General features: G+C 64.0%; 20 protein-coding genes. 15 read left to right on the top strand and 5 right to left on the bottom strand.

Translation table 11 applies throughout. The features are described from left to right. Positions 1-77 precede the first annotated feature (77 nt). From purH to PSFL_RS18710, 4 genes are all read left to right on the top strand, one after another. Positions 78-1685, top strand: coding sequence for a bifunctional phosphoribosylaminoimidazolecarboxamide formyltransferase/IMP cyclohydrolase (purH, locus tag PSFL_RS18725; RefSeq protein WP_057958208.1), 1608 nt, complete (start codon positions 78-80; stop codon positions 1683-1685). Between the two features lie 131 nt (positions 1686-1816). Next, positions 1817-3109, top strand: coding sequence for a phosphoribosylamine--glycine ligase (gene purD, locus PSFL_RS18720; RefSeq protein WP_057437548.1), 1293 nt, complete (start codon positions 1817-1819; stop codon positions 3107-3109). Positions 3110-3211: 102 nt separating this feature from the next. Then, positions 3212-5989, top strand: a complete 2778-nt coding sequence (locus PSFL_RS18715) for a hybrid sensor histidine kinase/response regulator (protein ID WP_198830432.1) — start codon at positions 3212-3214, stop codon at positions 5987-5989. A gap of 231 nt (positions 5990-6220) precedes the next feature. Further along, entirely contained in the window at positions 6221-6817 is a 597-nt protein-coding gene (locus tag PSFL_RS18710) for a MarC family protein (RefSeq protein WP_057437546.1), read from the top strand. A gap of 8 nt (positions 6818-6825) precedes the next feature. On the opposite strand, the gene PSFL_RS18705 is transcribed toward PSFL_RS18710, so the two are convergent. The 5 genes from PSFL_RS18705 to cobG all read right to left on the bottom strand — a co-directional run bounded on the left by PSFL_RS18705 (position 6826) and on the right by cobG (position 12192). Further along, entirely contained in the window at positions 6826-7608 is a 783-nt protein-coding gene (locus PSFL_RS18705; RefSeq protein WP_120731444.1) for a hypothetical protein, read from the bottom strand. A gap of 298 nt (positions 7609-7906) precedes the next feature. Next, positions 7907-9544, bottom strand: a complete 1638-nt coding sequence (cobJ, locus tag PSFL_RS18700; RefSeq protein ID WP_115127292.1) for a precorrin-3B C(17)-methyltransferase — start codon at positions 9542-9544, stop codon at positions 7907-7909. Continuing rightward, a complete protein-coding gene (locus tag PSFL_RS18695) occupies positions 9544-10278 on the bottom strand; it encodes a precorrin-2 C(20)-methyltransferase (RefSeq protein ID WP_370694595.1) in 735 nt (244 codons plus the stop codon). The genes cobJ and PSFL_RS18695 overlap by 1 nt, the downstream gene beginning before the upstream one ends. Continuing rightward, complete coding sequence (locus PSFL_RS18690; RefSeq protein ID WP_057437540.1) at positions 10275-10901, bottom strand: precorrin-8X methylmutase; 627 nt, start codon at positions 10899-10901, stop codon at positions 10275-10277. Before PSFL_RS18690 ends, PSFL_RS18695 begins: the two co-directional genes overlap by 4 nt. Beyond that, a complete protein-coding gene (cobG, locus tag PSFL_RS18685) occupies positions 10894-12192 on the bottom strand; it encodes a precorrin-3B synthase (RefSeq protein WP_397470375.1) in 1299 nt (432 codons plus the stop codon). The genes PSFL_RS18690 and cobG overlap by 8 nt, the downstream gene beginning before the upstream one ends. A gap of 111 nt (positions 12193-12303) precedes the next feature. Between cobG and cbiE the strand changes: the two genes are divergently transcribed. From cbiE to PSFL_RS18630, 11 genes are all read left to right on the top strand, one after another. Beyond that, positions 12304-13509, top strand: coding sequence for a precorrin-6y C5,15-methyltransferase (decarboxylating) subunit CbiE (gene cbiE, locus PSFL_RS18680; RefSeq protein ID WP_115127291.1), 1206 nt, complete (start codon positions 12304-12306; stop codon positions 13507-13509). Next, positions 13506-14216, top strand: a complete 711-nt coding sequence (locus PSFL_RS18675; protein WP_057437534.1) for a cobalt-precorrin-6A reductase — start codon at positions 13506-13508, stop codon at positions 14214-14216. Before cbiE ends, PSFL_RS18675 begins: the two co-directional genes overlap by 4 nt. Before the next feature lie 272 nt (positions 14217-14488). Then, a complete protein-coding gene (locus PSFL_RS18670; protein WP_057437532.1) occupies positions 14489-14884 on the top strand; it encodes a DUF2946 domain-containing protein in 396 nt (131 codons plus the stop codon). Between the two features lie 45 nt (positions 14885-14929). Next, the gene (locus tag PSFL_RS18665) at positions 14930-15412 is read left to right on the top strand and encodes a copper chaperone PCu(A)C (RefSeq protein ID WP_115127288.1); all 483 of its coding nucleotides are present in this window, start codon (positions 14930-14932) and stop codon (positions 15410-15412) included. A 19-nt stretch (positions 15413-15431) separates the two neighbouring features. Next, positions 15432-15854 carry a DUF2946 domain-containing protein gene (locus tag PSFL_RS18660; protein WP_115127287.1) on the top strand — a complete coding sequence of 141 codons (423 nt, stop codon included), beginning with the start codon at positions 15432-15434 and terminating at the stop codon, positions 15852-15854. Positions 15855-15947: 93 nt separating this feature from the next. Next, entirely contained in the window at positions 15948-18023 is a 2076-nt protein-coding gene (locus tag PSFL_RS18655; protein ID WP_057958197.1) for a TonB-dependent copper receptor, read from the top strand. Between the two features lie 104 nt (positions 18024-18127). Beyond that, entirely contained in the window at positions 18128-19510 is a 1383-nt protein-coding gene (locus PSFL_RS18650) for a PepSY domain-containing protein (RefSeq protein WP_169959869.1), read from the top strand. Positions 19511-19663: 153 nt separating this feature from the next. Continuing rightward, positions 19664-21772, top strand: coding sequence for a TonB-dependent receptor (locus PSFL_RS18645; RefSeq protein ID WP_397470361.1), 2109 nt, complete (start codon positions 19664-19666; stop codon positions 21770-21772). A 37-nt stretch (positions 21773-21809) separates the two neighbouring features. Beyond that, positions 21810-22598, top strand: coding sequence for an ABC transporter ATP-binding protein (locus PSFL_RS18640; protein ID WP_057437525.1), 789 nt, complete (start codon positions 21810-21812; stop codon positions 22596-22598). Further along, positions 22595-23542, top strand: coding sequence for an ABC transporter substrate-binding protein (locus tag PSFL_RS18635; RefSeq protein ID WP_200656722.1), 948 nt, complete (start codon positions 22595-22597; stop codon positions 23540-23542). The genes PSFL_RS18640 and PSFL_RS18635 overlap by 4 nt, the downstream gene beginning before the upstream one ends. Continuing rightward, the gene (locus PSFL_RS18630; protein WP_057958193.1) at positions 23539-24549 is read left to right on the top strand and encodes an iron ABC transporter permease; all 1011 of its coding nucleotides are present in this window, start codon (positions 23539-23541) and stop codon (positions 24547-24549) included. Before PSFL_RS18635 ends, PSFL_RS18630 begins: the two co-directional genes overlap by 4 nt. Positions 24550-24599 lie beyond the last annotated feature (50 nt).

Below are 24599 nucleotides of genomic sequence, written 5' to 3'. Positions count from 1 at the left end.
TCAATCAAACCAGAAAGGCGCCCGCGTAAAACCGGTCGCCTTTTTTGCTGACTCCTTTGCTTTTGATGGAAATTGAGATGACCGACCAGACTACCCGCCTGCCGATCCGCCGCGCCTTGATCAGTGTTTCCGACAAGACCGGGATCCTCGAATTTGCCCGGGAGCTGGAAGCCCTGGGTGTGGAAATCCTCTCCACGGGCGGGACCTTCAAACTGCTGCAGGACAACGGCGTGGCCGCAGTAGAAGTCGCGGACTACACCGGTTTCGCAGAAATGATGGACGGTCGGGTCAAGACCCTGCACCCGAAAATCCACGGCGGCATCCTCGGCCGTCGCGGTATCGACGACGCCATCATGAACGAGCACGGCATCAAGCCGATCGACCTGGTGGCCGTCAACCTCTACCCGTTTGAAGCCACCATCAACAAGCCAGGCTGCGACCTGCCGACCGCTATCGAGAACATTGATATCGGCGGCCCGACCATGGTGCGCTCGGCAGCCAAGAACCACAAAGACGTGGCCATTGTGGTCAACGCCAGCGACTATGCCCAAGTATTGGAAAGCCTGAAAGCTGGCGGCCTGACCTACGCCCAGCGTTTCGACCTGATGCTCAAGGCCTTCGAACACACGGCTGCCTATGACGGCATGATCGCCAACTACATGGGCACCGTGAACCAGGCCGCCGAGACCCTCAGCACTGAAGGCCGCAGCCAGTTCCCGCGCACCTTCAACAGCCAGTTCATCAAGGCCCAGGAAATGCGCTACGGCGAGAACCCGCACCAGAGCGCGGCGTTCTACGTGGAAGCCAAGCCTGCCGAAGTCGGGATCGCCACCGCGACCCAACTGCAGGGCAAAGAGCTGTCCTACAACAACGTGGCTGATACCGACGCCGCGCTGGAATGTGTGAAGAGCTTCGTCAAGCCGGCCTGCGTGATCGTCAAGCACGCCAACCCGTGCGGCGTGGCCGTGAGCCCGGACGCTGAAGGCGGGATCCGCCAGGCCTACGAACTGGCCTACGCCACCGACACCGAATCGGCATTCGGCGGCATCATCGCCTTCAACCGCGAACTGGACGCCGAGACCGCCAAGGCCATCGTCGAGCGTCAGTTCGTCGAAGTGATCATTGCCCCATCCGTCAGCGAAGAGGCCCGCGCCATCGTCGCCGCCAAGGCCAATGTGCGCCTGCTGGCCTGTGGCGAGTGGTCGGCTGAGCGTGCCGCTGCCTGGGACTACAAGCGCGTCAATGGCGGCTTGCTGGTGCAGAGCCGCGACATCGGCATGATCGGCAGCCAAGATCTGAAAGTGGTGACCAAGCGCGCACCGACCGAGCAAGAGATCAACGACCTGATCTTCGCCTGGAAAGTAGCCAAGTACGTTAAGTCCAACGCCATCGTCTACGCCAAGAACCGTCAGACCATCGGTGTCGGCGCCGGCCAGATGAGCCGCGTGAACTCGGCGCGTATTGCGGCGATCAAGGCCGAACACGCCGGCTTGCAGGTGGTCGGTTCGGTGATGGCCTCGGACGCGTTCTTTCCGTTCCGTGATGGCCTGGACAACGCTGCAAAAGCGGGCGTGACTGCGGTGATCCAACCGGGTGGCTCGATGCGTGATGCTGAAGTGATTGCCGCCGCTGATGAAGCCGGCATAGCCATGGTCTTCACCGGCATGCGCCACTTCCGTCACTGATTGATCGCGCCCACGCTCCGCGTGGGTGCGCAGCCCGGGACGCTCCGCGTCCCTCGGACGCAGAGCGTCCGTAGAGGCATTCCCACGCAGAGCGTGGGAACGATCAACTAACAGAATTTGAGGTTTTTGAAATGAATGTTTTGATCATTGGCAGCGGTGGCCGTGAACACGCCCTGGCCTGGAAAGTCGCCCAGGACCCTCGCGTCCAGAAAGTCTTCGTCGCGCCCGGCAACGCCGGTACCGCCATTGAAGCCAAGTGCGAAAACGTCGCCATCGACGTCTTGGCCCTGGAGCAACTGGCCGACTTCGCCGAAAAGAACGTGTCCCTGACCATCGTCGGCCCTGAAGTACCGCTGGTGGCCGGCGTCGTGGACCTGTTCCGCAGCCGTGGCCTGGACTGCTTCGGCCCTACCGCTGGCGCCGCCCAGTTGGAAGGTTCGAAAGCCTTCACCAAGGATTTCCTGGCTCGCCACAAGATCCCGACTGCCGACTACCAGAACTTCACCGAGATCGAGCCCGCCCTGGCTTACCTGCGTGAGAAAGGCGCCCCCATCGTGATCAAGGCCGATGGCCTGGCCGCCGGTAAAGGCGTGATCGTGGCGATGACCCTGCAGGAAGCCGAAGACGCGGTGCGCGACATGCTCGCCGGCAATGCCTTCGGTGACGCTGGTTCGCGGGTGGTGATCGAAGAATTCCTCGATGGCGAAGAAGCCAGCTTCATCGTGATGGTCGACGGCAAGAACGTCTTGCCGATGGCCACCAGCCAGGACCACAAGCGCGTCGGCGACGGCGACACCGGCCCGAACACCGGCGGCATGGGTGCCTACTCCCCTGCCCCGGTGGTCACCGCCGACGTGCACCAGCGCGTCATGGACCTGGTGATCTGGCCGACCGTGCGCGGCATGGCCGATGAAGGCAATGTATACACCGGCTTCCTGTACGCCGGGTTGATGATCGACAAGGCCGGCAACCCCAAAGTCATCGAGTTCAACTGCCGCTTCGGCGACCCGGAAACCCAACCGGTGATGCTGCGTCTGCAGTCGAGCCTGGTGCTGCTGGTGGAAGCCGCCCTGGCGCAAGCGCTGGACAAGGTTGAAGCCCAGTGGGATCCACGCCCAAGCGTCGGCATCGTGCTGGCCGCCGGCGGCTACCCTGCCGACTACGCCAAGGGTGACCTGATCCAGGGCCTGGACGCCGCGGCTACGCTGGAAGGCAAGGTGTTCCATGCCGGGACCGCGCTCAAGGATGGCCAGGTGGTTACCGCCGGTGGCCGCGTGCTGTGCGCCACCGCCATGGGTGCCAGTGTCGATGCCGCCCAGCAGCAAGCCTACAAGCTGGCTGCAAAAATCGACTGGCAGGGCTGTTTCTACCGCAAGGACATCGGCTATCGCGCCATTGCCCGTGAGCGGGGCGAGAGTCAGTAAACAGCTATCCGTTCGGCTAGGCAGGGGCCTTTGGCCCTTGCCGTCCCATTACGGTCCCGCGCATAGTTAACCCCGTGCATTAACCTACGAAGGGATTTCGCCGTGCGCTGGCTCAGGATCGCCATAATCTTCACGGTCAGTCTGCTGACCCTGCTCTGCCTGTTGCCGGCCCAGGCCGTTGCGCAAGGCAGTGGCTGGGCCGTATTGCTTGATGAACAGGCCGACCTGCAATTGAGCGATATTCGCTCGCCACGCTACATCAACCAATTCAGCCCTATTGAACTGGAACGGATCACCGCCGCCGAACCCAACGGTGCGCTATGGGTACGTTTCAAGCTGCAGCCCGGCAAGCACGAGCAAGTGCTGCGGGTCTTCGCGCCGGACCTGGCGCATCTCAATCTGTATGTGCTGGACGGCGACACGCTGATCGAGCAGATCAACACCGGCACCCGCCAACCCCAGGCCGAACGCCCACTGCCCAGCAGCGAATTCATGCTGCCCATGCCCCAGAGCCAGAGGCCCCTGGATGTGTATGTGCGCCTGGTCTCGGAGCATGAGCTGCGGCCCTACCTGACCCTGGAACCGGCCGTGCAGGCCGCCGCCAACCAGACCCAGACCCTGGTCTACGGCCTGTTGTTCGGCTGCCTGCTGATGCTGATCCTGCACAACCTCACCCGCTACGCCTACCATCGCTCGCGCAGCAGCCTGTGGCTGGCGGCCTGCGAAGTGCTGCTGATGCTCAGCCTGTTGCTGTTGCTCAACCTGCTGGGCCCGTGGCTGCCGAACTGGCAGGCGGTGCAAACCCCGGGCGCCTACATGGCGTTGCTGCTGACCGCGCCATGCGGCCTGATGTTCGCCTACCGTTTCTTCGCGCCATTGGGCCCGCACCCGCTGAACAAGTTGCTGATGGCGGACATCCTGTTGATCGTGCTGTGCGGCCTGTTGCTGCTGTTCGTCAACACCCTGCCGCTGAATATCATCACCTACGCCCTGGTGGCGCTGGCCGGCCTGAGCATGCTGTTTGTCTCGGCCTACCACTGGCAAAAAGGCTACCGGCCGGCACGCCTGTTCCTGCTCGCCATGGTGGTGTTCAACACCGGCACGCTGATTATCCTCCCGGCCCTGCTGGGCCTGACCCTGGTGGCGCCGCAAGGCCTGATCATCACCTTGCTGGCGGTGATCTGCGTCAGCGGCCTGTTGATGAGCCAGGCCCTGGGCGAGCGCCAGCGCAGCATCGTCGAGGATCGCTTCAGCCTCAGCCGCGACCTGGCTGCCAGCAATGCCGAAATTGCGGCCAAGGCCGAGTTCCTGGCGAAGATCAGCCACGAAATCCGCACCCCCATGAACGGCGTGCTGGGCATGACCGAGTTGCTGCTGGGCACGCCGCTGTCGGTCAAGCAGCGCGACTACGTGCAGACCATCCACAGCGCCGGCAATGAACTGCTGACCCTGATCAACGAGATTCTCGACATCTCCAAGCTCGAGTCCGGGCAGATCGAACTGGACGATGTGCAGTTCGACCTCAATGCCCTGATCGAAGACTGCCTGAGTATTTTCCGCGCCAAGGCCGAGCAGCAGAACGTCGAGCTGATCAGCTTTATCCAGCCCCAGGTGCCACGGGTCATCAGTGGCGACCCGACACGCCTGCGCCAGGCCCTGTTGAGCCTGCTGGAAAACGCCCTGCAAAAGACCGACGAAGGCGAAGTGCTGATCGTGGTCGCCCTGGATGAGCGCAGCAGCAAACCGCGCCTGCGCATTGCTGTGCAAGACAGCGGCGTGCCGATGGAGGCCGCCGAGCGCGATGCCCTGCTGCACAGCGAACTGCACAGCAAGAACTTCCTCTCGGCCACGCGCCTGAGCGGCCACCTCGGCCTGGTGATCGCCCGCCAGTTGATCCTGTTGATGAATGGCGAGTTCGGCATCAAGGCGGGCAGCCAGCAAGGCAGCACCCTATGGCTGACCTTGCCCCTGGACCCGGAGCGCCTGGAACACCCGACCTCGGACCTCGACGGCCCGCTGCAAGGTGCGCGGGTGTTGGTGGTGGACGACAACGACACCTGCCGCAAGGTGCTGGTGCAGCAATGCACCGCCTGGGGCCTGAATGTCAGCGCCGTACCGTCGGGCAAGGAGGCCCTGGCCCTGCTGCGTACCAAGGCGCACCTGCGCGACTATTTCGATGTGGTGCTGCTGGACCAGAACATGCCCGGCATGACCGGCATGCAACTGGCGGCGAAGATCAAGGAAGACCCGAGCCTGAACCACGACATCCTGCTGATCATGCTCACCGGCATCAGCAACGCGCCGAGCAAGATCATCGCGCGCAACTGCGGGATCAAGCGCATCCTGGCCAAACCAGTGGCGGGCTACACCCTCAAGACCACCCTGGCCGACGAGTTGACCCAGCGCAGCAAGGGTGTGGTCCAGCCGCGCCATGCCGCGCCGAACGTCCCCGTGACCATCACCGTGCCCAGCGATTTCCGCATCCTGGTGGCCGAAGACAACAGCATCTCCACCAAAGTGATTCGCGGCATGCTCGGCAAGCTCAACCTGCAACCCGACACGGCCAGCAATGGCGAGGAAGCCTTGCAGGCGATGAAGGCCCAGCGCTATGACCTGGTGTTGATGGACTGCGAAATGCCGGTGCTCGATGGCTTCTCCGCGACCCAGCAATTGCGGGTCTGGGAAGTCAGCAACCAGCGCACCCGCACGCCGGTGGTGGCGCTGACCGCGCACATCCTCTCGGAACACAAGGAACGCGCACGCCAGGCCGGGATGGATGGGCATATGGCCAAGCCGGTAGAACTGTCGCAACTGCGCGAGCTGGTGGAGTACTGGGTGACACAGCGCGAGCAGCCGCAGGAGCAGGCGCACACGTCCTGAATCACCACACATCCCTGTGGGGGCCAGAGCTGGTTTGGGGGAACTGGCTTGTGTGGGAGCTGGCTTGCCTGCGATGCAGGCACCCTGGTTTTCCAGTTGCACCGAGGTGATGCTATCGCAGGCAAGCCAGCTCCCACACAAGCCCACTCCCACATTGGTTCGCAGTCGCGCCTTCTGGCCCACAAGCCTGATAAACTCCCCCTCGCCCTTCCTTCGCTGTGAGCTCCCACCATGCTCCACGTGTTGTTCAGCGTTTATTTGAAGATGCTGGTGCTGTATAGCCCCTTCTTCGTCCTGTCCTGCTTTATCAGCCTGACCCGGGGCTATTCCAGCAAGGAGCGGCGACGCCTGGCCTGGAAGGTCGCCCTGGCGACGCTGGTGTCGAGCGTGTTGCTCTACCTGTTTGGCCGGGTGATTTTCAGTGTATTTGGCATCACCGTGGACGCCTTCCGCATCGGCGCCGGCAGTGTGCTGTTTATCTCCGCCCTGGGCATGGCCCAGGGCAAGTCGGCAGTGCAGACCGACAATGTGCAGCAGGACGTGACTATCGTCCCCCTGACCATCCCCTTGACCGTCGGCCCCGGCACCATCGGCGCACTGCTGGTAATGGGCGTCAGCCAGCCCCATTGGGATGACAAGCTCATGGCCATTCTCAGCATCGCCCTGGCCAGCCTGACAGTGGGCGTGGTGTTGTATCTGTCCAACCGCATCGAACGTATCCTCGGCGACCAAGGGCTGCAGATTGTCAGCCGCCTGATGGGCTTGTTCGTCTGTGCGCTGGCGGCGCAGATCATCTTTACCGGCGTACGCGGTTACCTGGTGCCCTGAGGCCCCGGTCAGATCCGGTATTGGGCGATGGCCAGCAAGACCTTGTCGCCCGCACTCTCACGCAACTGCTGGAGGGTTGCGTCGTTGACCACGGCAGGGTTGAGCATCAGGCAGGTCTGGCCGCTGTAGGCTTCGACCGTGGAGCTGTCCCATTCAAAAAACGGCACCCCCACTTTCTTGCTGACGCCCTGGGCGCTGTAGGTCACCAGCACCATCAACACCTCACCGTCGACCTCGGAACAGGACGCCAGGCCAAAGTCGCCGCCCTCATGGTTGACGATGTTGCGCTTGAACAGATCAAAGGGTGCCGACAGCTGTTTCAAGGCGTCGAAAGCATCCGCCGCCAACTTGGGCAGCACCATCGCCAGGGAGCCTGACAGAAACGTCGAGGCCACCGTGGAGGTGATGATATTCAGCGCTGCCACCTGCACGCTCAGGCCCTTCACGGAGGTGGTGACGCGCTCGAAACTGCTGCGTATCGGCAGCCACCCCAGGTTGCCCATGACCTTGATGAACTCGTCGTACCAGGCCTGCGTGCCGCGCCCCACTTTCAGCACATCACTCACGTAGCTGCTGGCCAACAGGTAACTCTTGCGGGTGTATTCCTTGTTGAGGCGGCTCATGCCCGCGACAAACGAAAACACACTGTTATTGATCACCGCGCCATTCAGGTCGCCGTCAGCCTGCACCGGCGCCGGCGAACCCGCCGGCCGGCTGCTCAGCGGCAGTCGGTACGCTGCGATCAGCTTGTTCTTTTTAGCCAGATTGATTCGTTTATGTTTGCGCTCCATAACTGTTTCTCCACAAAAACCCACATGGGCTTACAAGAAACACTAGTCGCGTGATTGAACTTTTTTCAGGGGGTACGCAGAGCGTCATTTCACCGTAGGAAAAATCAGAGTTTGTTGCACCCCGCGTAAATACTGGGGATGGGGTGACGCCTGATAATCGCAGGCTTACTTTCTGCAACTGAAAGAGAGGAACCGTTAATGGCATTGCGAAATGACGCGGCAGAACACAGAAGCTTCTGTCATCAATGATTAGCCTTTTCTGACAGATTAGCGGCCCCATTGCGGGGCCGCTGCCGTTTCAGGAGGCCGGTTTCTCGCCATACCAGCGTGGCGTGTACACCCACTCACCACCGCCCACCCGAGGGAACGCGCAGGTGGTGGACGAACCGATCAGCACCATGGTGCGCATGTCCACCTGGTCCGGGGTCAGTTGGCCCAGGGTGGTGGTGCGCAGCGTTTGCCCGGGGCGACCGATATCGCGCCCCAGCACGACCGGCGTGGCGGCGAGGCGGTGCTGGGCGACGATTTCCAGGGCACGCCCCAGTTGCCAGGGGCGCGAACGGGAGATGGGGTTGTAGAACGCCAAAGCCAGGTCGGCCTGGCAGGCCAGGTCCAGGCGTTTCTCGATGATGGACCAAGGCTTGAGGTTGTCCGACAGCGACATCACGCAGAAGTCATGGCCCAACGGCGCACCCGCCTGGGCTGCGGTGGCGAGGGACGCCGAGACCCCCGGCAAAATCTCCAGCTCGACCCGTTGCCAGGCCGGGTCGCTGGATTCGTGCAACGCCTCCAGCACCGCCGCAGCCATGGCGAACACCCCTGGGTCGCCGGAAGACACCACCACCACCGAACGCCCCTGGGCCGCCAGCTCGAAAGCATGCCGTGCCCGTTGCATCTCTTCGCGGTTATCGGTGCAGTGCTGCACCTGGTCGGCGCGAAACGGCCCGGCCATGCGCACATAGGTTTCGTAACCCAGCACATCGGTGCAGCGCGCCAGTTCTGCCTTGACTGCCGGCACCATCAACTCGGCTGCGCCGGGGCCCAGGCCGATCACGGCGAGACGGCCACGGGGGCGGCCCAGTTGCGCCAGGTCCACGGGCCCGGCGGCCGAGTGGATGATGATATCGGGGCCTGCCGCCAGCGCCGTAAAGCGCAGCGGCACGCCCAGTTCCAGCGCCGCCTCATGCAGTTCGCCACTAGCCATGTCGGCGTCATCGGCCAGCAGGCACGCCAGGGACTGCACGGCGATGCCGTCCTGCTGCAACGCCTGGCGCACCCGCGCGGCCAAGCCGACGCCGGGGCGGCAGGTGACCCAAGTGTTTTTCGGATAGATCAGCAGCTCATTGGCCGCCGGCACGCGCTCGGCACTGCCGACATGAATGCTCAGGCGCGCCTGCTGGTCCTGCGGCAGGTTGGCCTGCTCCAGCCATGGCGCAGCGCCTTCAATGCGCACCTGTTCGCCGGCCAGCAAGTCCGAGACAAAACGCTTGCCAAGCTCAAGGTCCGCCAACTGATAACCCTGGGGCGGGTTGAGCAGGCAGGTGCCAAAGCGCAGTTCACCACTGGTGGTAATCGCAGCCGCCACCCCCAGGGCCGCCGCGATTTCCCGCGCCATGATATTCACCCCGCCCAGGCCGCCGAGCAACGGCACCACCGCACTGCCGTCTTCAGCGACGGCCAGCACCGCCGGCTCTTCGCCTTTCTCCAGCAACAGCGCCGCCAAGGTGCGGATCACAATCCCGGCCGCGCACAGGGCAATGATCGGCGTGCCCTGTTGATACAACTGGCGCACGGTCGCGCCAAATTCGCTGTAGGCCTGGTCGGCGCCTTCCACCCGGCCTGCCAGGCCGTGGATCAAGGCGCCGGGGTACACCTGCTGGATGCTGCGCGCGGTGGCGAGGCTGCCCTGGCCGAGAATGACGATCGCCGGCGTCATCACCCTTGCCACCTTTCGCCCGGCACGATGATCAACGAGAAATATGGCGAAGACATGGGCTCCACCTGATCCAGCGCGACGATTTTCTGGTTGGCCATGGTGGCGCGCTCCACATACAGCGCACGCCCGGCCAGCCCCAGTTCCTCCAGCACCTGGCGCACCTTGGTGAAGTTGCGTCCCAGCTTCATGATCACCGCCGCATCGGCATCCGCCAGGCGGCGTTTGAGTTCGTCGTGGGGCAGCACCCCGGACAATACCGACAGGCTCTGGTTGCGATACACCAAAGGCGCCCCCAGCACCGAGGCACCGCCGAGCATCGAGCACACCCCAGGGATGACTTGGGCGTCATAGCGCTCGGCGAGGCGGTCATGCAGGTACATGTAGGAGCCGTAGAAGAACGGGTCGCCTTCGCAGATCACCGCCACATCGCGCCCGGCATCCAGATGCGCGGCCACATCAACACTGGCCGCGTCGTAGAAATCGCTGATCACCTGTTCATAGGACAGCGGCGCCGGCAAGGCTTCGGTGGTCACCGGGTACACCAGCGGCATCAGCGTCTGCTGGGGCACCAGGTGTTCTTCGATAATGCCGAACGCATTGCCCTTCTTGCCCTTGGCGACGAAGTACGCCACCACCGGCGATTCGCGCAGCAGGCGCAGGGCCTTGAGGGTAATCAGTTCCGGGTCGCCGGGGCCGACGCCCAGGCCGATCAAACGTCCACGTGCCTGCATCATTCGACCTCCGTGGCCAGGGCGTTGACCGCTGCGGCGGCCATCGCACTGCCGCCCAGGCGGCCTTGCATGATCACAAACGGCACGCCACGGCTGTCTGCGGCTAGCATCGCCTTGGACTCGGCGGCGCCGACAAAACCCACCGGGAAACCGAGGATCAGCGCCGGCTTGGGGGCGCCAGCGTCGAGCATTTCCAACAGATAGAACAAAGCAGTCGGCGCGTTGCCGATCACCACCACACTGCCTGCCAGGTGCGGGCGCCACAATTCCAGGGCGGCAGCGGAACGGGTGTTGCCCAGCTCCCGCGCCAGCTCCGGCACGCTATCGTCACGCAAGGTGCAGATCACTGGGTTATTGGCAGGCAGGCGCGCACGGGTCACGCCTTCGGAGACCATCCGCGCATCGCACAGAATTGGCGCACCGGCGGCCAGGGCCTCACGGCCGGCTTTGCCTGCGCCTTCAGAAAACTGCAAACCGTCGATAGCCTCGACCATGCCGCAGGCGTGAATCACCCGCACGGCGAGTTTTTCCAGGTCGGCCGGGATGCGATCCAGCTTGGCCTCTGCGCGAATGATCGCAAAGGAGTTGCGATAGATCTCCTGACCGTCGCGGATGTAATCAATCATCGGTGTTGCTCCGTGGACGGGCACGCAACACGGCGCCCGCCGCTTCAATAGAAAGGTTGTGCGCGTGCAGGCGGCCGAAACCCGGCTGACCTGCATCGCGAAAATAGAGGTCGTAGTGCCCGGTGCCCACTGCCAGCAGGGTAATCGGGGCAATGTGTGCCGCAGCGCAGGTGCGTGGGCAGCCAGACAGGTGCACATCAAGGCCATGGTCCTGGAGCAGCGTGGCCAGGTGCAGGGCGTCGGCCTTGGTGTCGGCCTGGGCCTTGGCGCAGCCGCTGGAACCGGTGCAGGCAATCAGCCGCGCCAGGGCCTGGTCGGCGGAACAGAGGAAGCCCAATTGCGCCAGGCCCGCCGTCACGCGCACGGCGGCGTCCGGCGCCAGGTTGGGCAGCAGCAGGCCTTGCCACGGGGTGAAACGCAATGTGCCGTCGCCCTGTTCGAGGGCCAGTTGCGCGGCGCCACGCAGCATGCTCGAGTCCAGGCGTCCTAATGGCGTGCCCGCCGCCACGTAGACTTGCTGCGGTTGGCGCTGTGGATAAGTGCCCAGGCGCAAACTGCTCGGGTTGGCGCGGCGACGATAGCCATCGGCGGGCAGTAACGGCAGGCGCAAGCGCCCGACGAAGTTATCCACAGACGTGTGTGTCAGCAGGTCGCGCATGCGGTTCTGGTCGGGTCGGGCCAGCTCAAGAAACAGTTCCAACACCGCCACGACCAGCTCATGGCCTTGCTCCAGGGGTACGGCGCCCAGCGGCCTGTCACGCCCCGGGCAACCGGCCAGGCCGAATGCCAACAAGGTCTGGCCCTGCGCTGGGTAAGCCGATAACCACAGGTCGTGATGATGTTCGAGCATCGCCAGGGCTTCGCCGCCATCCAGTTGCACGGCGAACTTGGCCGACAACTCATGGAACCGTGGATGGGTCTGCAGGGTGGCGAGGATCTGCTCCGCCAGGGGCCGGGTGTCCAGCAGCATGTCGCGGTCGATGCCCGCGCCGGGGCTGAGCATCACATTGCGCACATCATCGCCCGCAGCGGTGGTCGGGCCCAGGCCTGCGGCCAGCAGGTGCGCGATCAAACCCTCGTGCTCCAGGCCAATGCCGCGGATCTGCAGGTTGGCGCGGTTGGTCGCCTCGATCACCCCGCCGGCGTAGCTCTGCGCGGCGTGTGCCACGGCCAGCGCCTGCGCGGCGGTGATGACCCCACCGGCCAGTTTGATCCGGCAAATCCCGCCATCCAATGCCTGGACAATACGCAGCAACCCCGGACAACCCGAGGGACGTTTGCTGGCGGACAGAGGAAGTGGCTTCACGGGGGCTACCGGTTCACGGGTAAAGGCGCGGTATTATGCCTGCTTTGTCCGGCAGCATGAAAAGCCTGCCCGTCGGATGTCGTTCAAGGAATCAATATGTCGCCCTGGCTGACAGTAGTAGGCATTGGTGAAGATGGCTTCAAGGGCCTGGGCAGGAATGCCCGGCATGCTCTGTTGCGCGCCTCTCGTATCATCGGCGGCCAGCGCCAGCTGGATTTGCTGCCGGTGTGCATCCGCGGCGAACGCGAGCTGTGGCCCAGCCCGTTTTCCCTGGAGCCGCTGCTGGCACGGCGCTTTGAACCGGTGTGCGTACTGGCCAGCGGCGACCCGATGTTCTACGGCGTCGGCGCCAGCCTGGCGCGGCAGGTGGCGGCGGATGAGCTGTTGATCCTGCCGGCGCCTTCGTCGGTGTCACTGGCGGCGGCGCGCCTGGGCTGGCCGTTGCAGGACGTGGTGACACTGTCGGTGGTCGCCCGCCCGGTGGCCGCGCTCAATGCTCATCTGGCCAGCGGCGTGCGCTTGCTGGTGTTGAGCAACGACGGCCAGAGCCCGACGGCCATCGCCGCGTTGCTGCGCGCCAGCGGGTTTGGCCCGAGCCGCCTGAGTGTGTTTGAACACCTCGGTGGCGCGGCCGAACGGCGTATCGATGGCCACGCCGAAAGCTGGCAAGACCCAGCCATTGCCGCGCTGAACCTGGTCGCCATCGACTGCCTCGCCGACGCCAATACCCCACGCCTGTCGCGCCTGGCCGGCCTGCCGGACTCAGCGTTCAAGCATGACGGCCAACTGACCAAGCGCGATGTGCGGGCCATGACCCTCGCGCGCCTCGCCCCCACCCCTGGCGAATTGCTGTGGGACGTCGGCGCCGGCAGCGGCTCCATCGGCATCGAGTGGATGCGCGCCCATCCCAGCTGCCGCGCCCTGGCGATTGAAGCCGACGCTGGCCGCCAGCAACTGATCGAACATAACCGCGATGCCCTCGGCGTGCCTGGCCTGCAATTGATTCGCGGCAGCGCGCCCCAGGCCCTGGCAGGGCTGGAAGCGCCTGATGCGATTTTCATCGGCGGCGGCGTGACCCGCGACGGCGTGCTCGACACCTGCTGGCAACACCTGCGCCCCGGTGGGCGGCTGGTGGCCAATGCCGTGACCCTGCAAAGCGAAATGACCCTGATGGCCTGGCGCGCGCAACACGGCGGCGAGTTGACCCGCATCCACGTGGCCCAGGCCCAGCCCCTGGGCGACTTCGATACCTGGCGCCAGGCGCTGCCCATCACCTTGCTTGAAGTGCTCAAGCCGCTATGAAGCGCATCCTGCTGCTGGGCGGCGTGACGGAAGCCCTGGCCATCGCCCGCACCCTGGGGCCCCAGCATATCTACAGCCTGGCCGGGATTGGCCGGGTGCCCACTGACCTGAGGTGCCAGGTGCGCGTCGGTGGTTACGGCGGCGCCGCAGGGCTGGCGCAGTTTATTCGCGAACAGGGCATCGACCTGCTGCTGGACGCCACCCATCCCTACGCCGCACAAATCAGCGCCAACGCCGCCCAGGCCGCGCGCTTGTGCACGATCCCCTGCTGGGCCCTGCGCCGTCCCGCCTGGCAGCCACAACCGGGTGATGACTGGCGTGAAGTCAGTGACTGGAGCGAACTGATCGAGGCATTGAAACCCTTCCAGCGCCCACTGTTCACCCTCGGTCGCGAACCGCTGCAACACCTCGATGAAATCCCCGCCGGGCAGTTCTGGACCTTGCGCGCACTGGACGTCTACCCCGGCAACGAACGCTGCGAAGTGATCGGCGCCCGTGGGCCGTTTTTGATCGAGGATGAACGGGCGTTGTTCGAACGACGGCGGATTGATGTGCTGATCAGCAAGAACAGCGGCAGCAGCGCCACCGAACCCAAGCTGGAAGTGGCCCGCGAGCGCGGCATACCGGTGGTGGTTTTGCAGCGGCCGGTGTTGGCGGGGGTGGATCGGGAGTTTTTGACGGTCGACGCGATACTGCAGGCTTTATAGAACAACACAGCTCAAATGTGGGAGTGGGCTTGCCCGCGATAGCGGTGTATCAGTCAGCATATTTGATCCTGACATACCCCAATCGCGGGCAAGCCCGCTCCCACATTTAGGACTGCGGTGTTTTCGCGATTGGTAATCCTGCGTTCGCGTCTATCATGATAAGCACAGCCACTGACATCACTGCGACACCAAACCACACCAGCAACTTTTACTTATGCACCCCGATCAGGCTAAATACCCACCTGATCGCTTAACCCTACGGATTGTCCGCCATGGCCCGTCAACGCTTTGCATTTGCCTGGATCGCCTGCCTTGCAGTGCTGTTCAATGCGTTTGCCATGCCATTGGCCGGGGCAATGCAACAGGGTAAAAGCCCTGCCGAGCAATTGCTGTGGGGCAGTTTCTGTTCGTCCAATGGCAGCAAGCTGGTGGCGATGTCCCTGGGCACGCTGGATATACCGGCGCCGCAGCAGGACGAACATTCCAGCATGCAGCATTGCTGGTGCTGTTCGGGCTCGGCGCCGTTGGTGGCGCTGCCGGGACATGTGCCGCAGTTGTATCTCACACGAATCGACCCGGCGCCTGGCCTGCCATCGCCTGCCCTGCAAGCCCCGACTCCGCGCCAGCAATGGCCGAGCCTCAGCCCCCGCGCCTCTCCTACCGTTTGATCACTTCGCAATTGAACTGCGTTTGAATCGTTCTGGAGAACTGCCATGCTCAAATCTTCCCTGCTTCTGGCGGCCTTGCTGCTGCCTGCGTTCAGTGCCGCCAATGCCGATGACTACAAGGCCGGCGACCTGCTGGTGAGCGACCCCTGGTCACAGGAGTTGCCGCCCAATGCGCCGACGGTAGCCGCCTACTTTGTGATCCATAACCAGGGTGAAGCCCCGGACCGCTTGCTCAGTGTCGACACGCCAGTGGCGGCCAAGGCCGAGCTGCATGAGCATGTGATGCACGGTGACCTGATGAAGATGCAGCAGGTGCCCAGCGTGGCCGTGCCGTCCAAGGGCGAGCTGACCTTTGCGCCGATGGCCTATCACGTGATGCTCCTGGATCTTAAAGATCGCAGCCAGTTGCGCGACGGCCAGCACTTCCCGCTGACCTTGAACTTCGAAAAGGCCGGGCCGGTAAAAGTGCAAGTCTCGGTGCAAAAAGTACCGCCGATGGCCGAGCACGGACACAAGCACGCCCATTAACCAGCCCAGGCCGCTCCCCATGGGTGCTCGCGCCAATAGGTCGACCACGCGCCGCCGCCAGCCTTTAAGGTTGGCGGGCGGCAGTTGGATCAGCCTGTTCGCCATGCTGATGATCTTTATCGGACCGCTGATTTCCCAAGCGATGCCGATGGATCATCACGCCGGCATGTCTATGCAGATGTCCATGGACGACACCTGCCATGCCGCGCCCCAGCACCCGGCCGAGCACGCCAAGGTCCCCGCCGCCGACCACGTGATGTGGGAGAAATGCGGCTATTGCAGCCTGTTGTTCAGTTGCCCGGCCCTGCCTGGCAGCGTGTCATTCGTGGCCCTCGGCAGCCCGCCGCCGGCCACTGGCCTGATCCCCGCACCGCGCCTGGGCCATGCCCGGCAGAGCATTTTTCCCGGCGCCCGCAGCCGCGCCCCGCCCAGCCAGTCGTAGACCGCCAATAACACACAACTTCGCACGGCCGCCTTCACACAGACAGCCGCAGGCTGCTGGCCGTGTTGTTTACGACTGATTGATGGAATTTTTATGTCCAGGTTTCCTGCTGACACCCGTATGGGACGTACCCCTGTGCTCGCCGTTTTGTGCGGCGCACTGTTGGCGCCACAGGCGTATGCCGACGAACACGCCGAGCACCACAATGAGCTGAGCCCGACAGTGATTACCGGCGTCGCCCCCAGCTCCCCCCTGACCATCGTCACCAACCCCAAGGACCCGCGCCAGCCTGTGCCGGCCAGTGATGGCGGTGATTACCTCAAGACCATCCCCGGCTTTGCCCTGGTGCGCAATGGCGGCACCAATGGCGACCCGGTGCTGCGCGGCATGTTCGGCTCGCGCCTGAATATCCTCACCAACGGCAGCATGATGCTCGGCGCCTGCCCTGGCCGCATGGACGCACCCACCTCCTATATCTCGCCGGAAACCTACGACAAGCTGACCGTGATCAAAGGCCCGCAAACCGTGCTCTGGGGCCCGGGCGCCTCGGCCGGTACGGTGCTGTTCGACCGTGAGCCGGAGCAGTTCGGCGAGTTGGGCACCCGAGTCAATGCGAGCATCCTCGCCGGCTCCAACGGTCGCTTCGACAAAGTCGTGGATGCCGCCGCCGGCGGTTCACTGGGCTACATTCGCGTGATCGGCAACCAGGCTCACTCCGACGATTACAAGGACGGCAACAACGACACCGTCGCCTCGCGCTACGACAAATGGAACGGCGACGTCGCCCTCGGCTGGACCCCGGACGCCGACACCCTGCTGGAGCTCACCGCCGGCCGTGGCGATGGCGAAGCGCGTTACGCCGGGCGCGGCATGGACGGCTCGCAGTTCCTGCGCGAAAGCCTCGGCCTGCGTTTCGAGAAATCCAACATCGGCGAGGTGCTGGACAAGGTCGAAGCGCAGGTCTACTACAACTACGCCGACCACGTGATGGACAACTACAGCCTGCGCACGCCGTCGGGCACCGGGATGATGGCCGGGCCCATGGCTTCCAACGTCGACCGCCGTACCCTCGGCGCGCGGATCAAGGCCACCTGGCGCTGGGCCGATGTGCAACTGATCAGCGGTATCGACGCACAGACCAACGAACATCGCCAGCGCAGCAGCGCCGGGGTCGACACCTACAAGAACCTGCCGCGCAACAAGGACGCCGACTTCCATAACTACGGGGTGTTTGGCGAGTTGACCTGGTACGCCGCCGACAATGACCGGCTGATCACTGGCGCCCGCCTGGATCGCGCCTCGGCCAAGGATTACCGCCAGCGCACCGGCAGCGGCATGATGAGCCGCGCCAACCCGACCGCCGGCGATACCCGCGCCGACACTCTGCCGTCCGGTTTCGTACGATATGAACATGACTTGGCCGACAGCCCGACGACCCTCTACGCCGGCCTCGGCCACGCCGAACGCTTCCCGGACTACTGGGAGCTGTTCTCCCCCGGCAAGGGCCCAGCGGGCTCGCTGAATGCCTTTGATGCAGTCAAGCCTGAGAAAACCACCCAACTGGACTTCGGCCTGCAATACAAAACCGCTGACTTGGAAGCCTGGGCCTCCGGGTATGTCGGCCAGGTGCGCGACTACATCCTGTTCAACTACACCCCGGGGATGATGGGCATGACCTCCCAGGCGCAGAACATCGACGCGCGGATCATGGGCGGTGAATTGGGCGCAGCCTACAAGCTGACGGCCAACTGGAAAGCCGATGCCACCCTGGCCTACGCCTGGGGCAAAAACAGCAGTGACGGCAAGGCCCTGCCACAAATGCCGCCATTGGACGCGCGCTTCGGCCTGACCTACAGCGAAGACGACTGGAGCGCCGGCGCCTTGTGGCGCGTGGTGGCGGCACAAAACCGCATCGACCAGAACAAGGGCAACGTGGTCGGCAAGGACTTCGCCAAGAGCGGTGGCTTTGGCGTGTTCTCCCTCAATGCGGCGTACCGCATCAACAAGAACTTCAAGGTCAGCACCGGCGTCGACAACCTGTTTGGCAAGGCCTACGCCGAACACTTGAACCTGGCCGGCAACGCTGGCTTCGGCTACCCGGCCAACGACCCGCAAGCCATCAATGAACCAGGGCGCACGCTCTGGACCAAGGTGGATATGAGCTTCTAACAGCTAGTGGAAGGTGGCTTTGTGTGGGAGCGGGCTCGCTCGCTCCGACACAGGCCCGTACCTCCAGACCTACCTATAAATAAAAAACCTTGCGGAGCACCCTGATGAACCCGCCAAAGATTTCCTTCTACAACCTGGCCTGGCGCTGGCATTTCTACGCCGGGCTGTTTGTCGCGCCCTTCATGGTGTTGCTGGCAGTGACCGGCATCATCTACCTGTTCAAACCCCAACTGGACCCGTTGATGTATGGCGACCTGCTCAAGGTCGAGCCCGCCGCGCATGTCCTCAGCGCCGACGAGCAATTGCAGCGCGCCAAGGCCGCCTACCCCCAAGCCACCCTCAGCAAATACCTGCCACCTGTGGACGCCAGCAGCAGCGCGCAATTTGTCCTGCACAACGCCGGCCACGAACTGACGGTGTTCGTCGACCCCTATCGCGGCAACGTGCTCGGGGAGCAGGACGCGACCTACAACCTGCAAGCCATCGTCCGTGCCCTGCATGGCGAGTTGATGATCGGCACCACTGGCGACCGCCTGATCGAACTCGCGGCGGGTTGGGGCGTGATGCTGGTGGTGTCCGGCCTGTACCTGTGGTGGCCGCGCGGCCGATCGGCCGCCGGGATCCTGTGGCCACGCCTGGGCAGTCGCGGGCGCCTGTTCTGGCGCGACCTGCACGCGGTCACCGGGTTTTGGGGGGCGGCGTTCCTGCTGCTGATGATCCTCAGCGGCCTGACCTGGACCGGCTTCTGGGGCAAGCAATACGCCGACCTGTGGAACCGCTTCCCGGCCGCCATGTGGAACGACGTGCCGCAATCCGACCAGCAAGCCCGCAGCCTCAATACCGCCACGCAACAGACCGTGCCCTGGGCCATGGAAAACACCCCCATGCCGATGTCCGGCGAGCATGCCGAGCACATGCAGCACGGCGGCATGCACCACGGTCCTGCCGCCCCGACGATCAGCCTGCAACAGGTGGTGGACCTGGCCACCGCACGCCAAGTCGAGCCGGGCTACAGCATCACGTTCCCCACCACAGCCACGGGAGTGTTCACCATCGCGGTGTTCGCCAACGACCCGCGCAATGATGCGACCCTGCATGTCGACCAATACACCGGCAAGGTCCTGGCCGATGTGCGCTGGGAGCACTACAACACCGTGGCACGGGTCACCGAGTCCGGGGTGATGCTGCACGAGGGCAAGATGTTCGGCGTGGTCAACCAGATCATTGTGCTGCTGGTGTGCCTGATGATTCTGCTGAGTTCGGTCAGCGGCCTGGTGATCTGGTGGAAGCGCCGGCCACAGGGTGGCCTGGGGGTTCCGCCGTTGCGCCATGACCTGCCGAAGTGGAAAACCGCGATGGTGATCATGCTCGCCCTGGCGATTGTTTTCCCGCTGGTCGGCGCCTCGCTGATCGTGGTCTGGGTATTGGATCGGCTGGTCTTGTCACGCCTGTTCAAGCAACGTGAATCGGCCTCATCTTCTGCATGAGGTAGGCGAGATGCCCTACATAGAGGCGTTATGTAGTCTTACGCGGGCTTTCATCCTCCACGTAAGAAGTGTTAACTTATAACACTTGTTGCTCTGTCCCCACTCGCCGCGCCCAGCGGCGAGTGCCGTCTCGAAGAAGCGATCTGCCGCCCGATGAACAAGTACCTTGCCAGCGGCCTGTGCCTGCTTGCCTTGCACAACAGTGCCCAGGCACTGACCCTGCCCGTCAGCCCCGTGACCGCCCCGGCGGTGGACAGCGCACCGGTCGACCTCAACACCCCGACCACCGCCGGTTCGCGCCTGGGCCTCAGTGCCCTGCAAACCCCCGGCAGTGTCGAAAGCCAGACCGGCGAGCAGATCCGTGAACGCGCTGATGCCAGTGTGCAGGACGCCATCTCCCGCGCCACCGGCATCAGCCGCACCGGCACCCCAGGCGACGGTGGCACCTCGCTGCAGGCTCGGGGTTTTGCCGGCCAGGGCTCAGTGATGCAACTGTATGACGGCAACCGCCTGTACAACGGCATGGGCACCTCGACCTTTCCGGTCGACACCTGGGCCGTCGAGCGCGTGGACGTGCTGCGCGGCCCGGCATCGGTGCTGTATGGCGAAGGTGCCACCGGCGCGGTGGTCAATACCGTCGCGAAAAAGCCCTTCGAGGGCGAGATCGAAAACCACATCCGTCTCGGCTACGGTTCCTATGATCGCCAGCAACAGGCCCTGGACAGTGGCGGCTCGCTGACCGACACCCTGAGCTATCGCCTGAACCTCAACCGCCTGCGCAGCCATGGCTTTATCGACCGTGGCGACTCGGCCAGCGATTTTGCCAGCGGCGCCCTGCGCTGGCAGGCTGCCGACAACCTGAGCTTCACCCTGGCCCACGACTACGGCGACCAGCGCCCGCAGAACTACTTCGGCACACCACTGCTCAACGGCCACTTGCACAAGGGCCTGCGTGACAAGAACTACAACGTCAGCAACGACACCCAGCATTACAACGACCAGTGGACCCGCCTGAGCAGCGAGTGGCAGATCAACGACAGCGTCAGCGCGCGCAACGAGCTGTACTACCTCAAGGCCCAGCGCCGCTGGCAGAACGCCGAGAACTACAATTTCAGCGCCGGGCAGCTGACCCGCAGCGGCTTCTACGGCATCAAGCACAACCAGGAACAGGTCGGCGACCGCCAGACCTTTACCTTCAAACACACCCTGTTTGGCCTCGACAGCCAGACCGTGACCGGCGTGGAATACAACCGCATCCGCTTCCGCCTGGCCAGCAACTATCCGTTTACGGATGCAGTGACCGGCGGCCAGCCCATTGACCTGAAACACCCGGCCCAGGCACCGTTTGAAAGTGCCACCCCGTTCCTGCCGCTGTTCGCCACCACCACCAAGCAGTTCGCGGGCTTTGCGGAAAACCGCCTGCAACTGACTGACCGGCTCTCGCTGATCACCGGCATCCGTCGCGACTACGTGCACCTGGACCGCGATGAACTGCGCAGCGGTGAACGCAACGACAAGACCCTCACCGGCAACAACTGGAAGGCCGGCCTGGTGTTTACCCTCACCCCGGACACCTCGGTCTACGGCCAGTACGCCACCAGCACCGATGGGGTCGGCGGCCTGATCTCCCTGAGTTCAAGCCAACAGGCGTTCGACCTGTCCACCGCCAAACAGACGGAAATCGGCATCAAGCAAGCCTTCTGGGACCAGCGCGGCGAGTGGACCCTGGCGGCCTACCATATCGTCAAAAAGAAACTGCTGACCGATGTACCGGGCAACCCGCAGTTCAAACAGCAGGTGGGCCAGCAATCCTCCGACGGCCTGGAGGCCAGCCTCGACCTGCAACTGCCCCACGCCTGGCAACTGCAGGCCAATGCGGCCATCGTGCGGGCGCAGTACGACGACTTCCAGCAGGACGTCGGCGGCCTGCAGGTTTCGCGCGACGGCAATCGCCCGGTGGACGTGCCGCGCCGCACCGCCAACCTGTGGCTCAGCAAGGCCGTGACCGACGACATCCGCGCCGGGGCCGGCGTGCGTTATGTGGATGCGCGTTACGCCGACATGGCCAACCGCAATGAGCTGCCCAGCTACACTGTGGTCGACGCCACTGTTTCGTGGAAAGCCCTGCGCAACACGACATTGGGCCTGCAATTGAATAACCTGTTCGACCGCACCTATGCCGTAAGCCAATACAATGACGGCCAGCAATGGATTCTGGGGGAGCCGCGCTCGTTCTTCGTGACGGCGGACTACACCTTCTGACCCCCACCCCGGATCGCTGTTTGACTTGAGATATTTGATGCCCACACTCAACCTTCACCACCTCGCCTGGTCCCCCCTGGGGCATGGCCACTGCCATCACCAGTTCCATCTGCGTGATGCCAGCCTGCAGGTGGGTGCCGGGGAGTTTGTCGGGTTGATCGGGCCCAATGGCAGCGGCAAGACCAGCCTGTTGCGCTGCGCCTACCGCTTCAGCAAACCCGAGCAGGGCGAAGTGCACCTCGATCACCAGAACGTGTGGAAGCAATCCTCGCGCTGGTGCGCCCAGCGCATCGCCGTGGTGCTGCAGGAATTCCCCGATGCCTTCGGCCTGCGGGTCGATGAAGTGGTCGCCATGGGCCGCACTCCGCACAAAGGGCTGTTCGACAGCGATACCCTGCACGACCGCCAATTGATTCAACAGGCCCTCGAGTCCGTCGGCCTGCTGGGCTTTGAAGACCATGCCTTCGCCACCCTGTCCGGTGGTGAAAAGCAGCGCGTGATCCTCGCCCGCGCCCTGGCCCAGCAACCGCAACTGCTGATCCTCGACGAGCCGACCAACCACCTCGACCCGCGCTACCAGCTGGAGCTGCTCAAGCTGGTCAAGCGCCTGCAGATCGGCACCCTGGCCAGCATCCACGACCTGAACCTGGCCGCGGCCTTTTGTGATCGCCTGTACGTGATCAACCATGGCCGCATCGTCGCCAGCGGCACGCCCCACCAAGTACTGACCGTCGAGCTGCTGCGTGAGGTGTTCGGGGTTGATGCCTTGATCGACACCCACCCTTTGTCCGGCTACCCACGAATCACCTGGATAACCCAACCATGATCCTGCGTTCCCTGCTGTGCCTTACCCTGCTGTGCGGCGCAACCCAGACCTTTGCCGAAGCCACCCGCTACCCGTTGAAGATCCAGAGCTGCAACCGCGAGGTAACCTTCAATCAAGCCCCTGAACACGCGGTCAGCCACGACATCAACATGACCCAGATGATGCTCGCCCTGGGCCTCAAGTCGCGCATGGTCGGCTACAGCGGCGTGACCGGCTGGAAAGCGGTGACCCCGCAAATGGCCACCCTTCTCGACGGCCTGCCGGAGCTGGCGGCCAAGTATCCGTCGGTGGAAACCCTGCTCAATGCCAACGTGGATTTCTTCTTCGCCGGCTGGGACTACGGCATGCGCGTCGGTGGCGACCTCACCCCGCAAACCCTGCAACCGTTGGGCATCAACGTGCTGGAATTGACCGAGTCGTGCGCATTCGTGATGAAGCGCCCGGCTGCGACCCTGGACGACACCTATAACGACCTGCGCAACCTGGGCCGGATCTTCGACGTGCAGGACCGCGCCAATGCCCTGATCGCCCGGATGCAGGCCCAGGTCGGCGCCGTGCAGAAAACCCTGCCCGCCGAACAGCCACGGGTATTTCTCTACGACAGCGGCGAAGACCGCGCCATGACCTCCGGCCGCCTGGGCATGCCCCAGGCGCTGATCGCTGCCGCCGGCGGGCGCAATATCCTCGACGATGTCGATGCCAGCTGGACCCGGGTCAATTGGGAGACCGTCGTCGAGCGTAACCCCCAGGTGATCGTGATCGTCGACTACAGCGAAATCACTGCCGAGCAGAAAATCCAGTTCCTGTTGGATAACCGGGCCCTGCAATCGGTGGATGCGATCAAGCAGCGACGCTTTATCGTGATCCCCTACGTGCAGGCCACGCCGGGCATCGACAATGTGCTGGCGGTGGAAACCCTGGCCAAGGGGTTCCACGGCCAATGATCGAGCGCCGCTATGCCCTGCTGCTCGCCGCCCTGGGTGCGGTGCTGCTGGTGTCCTGTGTGGTCTCGCTGGGCTTCGGCTCGGCGCGGGTGCCGGTGGACGTGGTGTGGCGGATTCTGTTGCACAAGGCCCTGGGGATCGGCGAAGTGGATTGGTCGGTGGGCCAGGAGCATATCGTCTGGCTGATCCGCGTGCCGCGCATGGTGCTCGGGGCACTGGTGGGCGCCGGCCTGGCGCTGATCGGCGCGGTCTTGCAGGCAGTCACCCGCAACCCGCTGGCCGACCCGCACCTGCTGGGCGTGACCTCGGGCGCCACCCTGGGCGCGGTGATTGTGGTGCTGCATGTCGGCCAGATCATCGGCCTGCTGACCCTGCCCATCGCCGCCTTTATCGGCGCCTTGCTGAGCATGCTGGTGGTGCTGGCGGTAGCCAGTCGCAACGGCCGACTAGAAAGTGATCGCCTGTTGCTGTGCGGCGTGGCGGTGTCGTTTGTGATGATGGCGGCAGCCAATCTGCTGCTGTTCATGGGCGACCATCGCGCCGCGTCGGCGGTGATGTTCTGGATGCTCGGCGGCCTCGGCCTGGCACGCTGGGAACTGCTGGCGATTCCCAGCGCCACCGTGCTGTTGGGCCTGCTGTTGCTGCTGGGCATGGCCCGCCCACTGAACGCGCTGATGGCCGGCGAGCAGACCGCCGTGACCCTGGGCCTGAATGCCCGCACGGTACGGCTGCGGGTGTTTTTGATTGCCTCGCTGATGACCGGCGTACTGGTGTCGATCAGCGGCTCTATCGGCTTTGTCGGGCTGATGGTGCCGCATATCGCCCGGCGCCTGGTGGGCGCCGAGCACCGGCGCTTATTGCCGGTGTGCGTGCTGGTGGGCAGCCTGTTCCTGGTCTGGGTGGACGTCGCCGCGCGCACCCTGATCGCCCCCGAAGACCTGCCGATAGGCGTGGCCACGGCGGCGATTGGCGGGCTGTTTTTTATTGGCCTGATGCGCAGGCGCTAGGCCTCCTCAACACTCATCGACCGGCGGCGTATCGGCAGGTTGACCCTCGC

This window comes from Pseudomonas sp. DD1 (assembly GCF_044510355.1).
GTDB classification, from domain to species: Bacteria; Pseudomonadota; Gammaproteobacteria; order Pseudomonadales; family Pseudomonadaceae; genus Aquipseudomonas; species Aquipseudomonas shahriarae.
The sequence above is the reverse complement of the archived record's forward strand: the minus strand, read 5'-3'. Positions and strand labels throughout refer to the sequence as shown.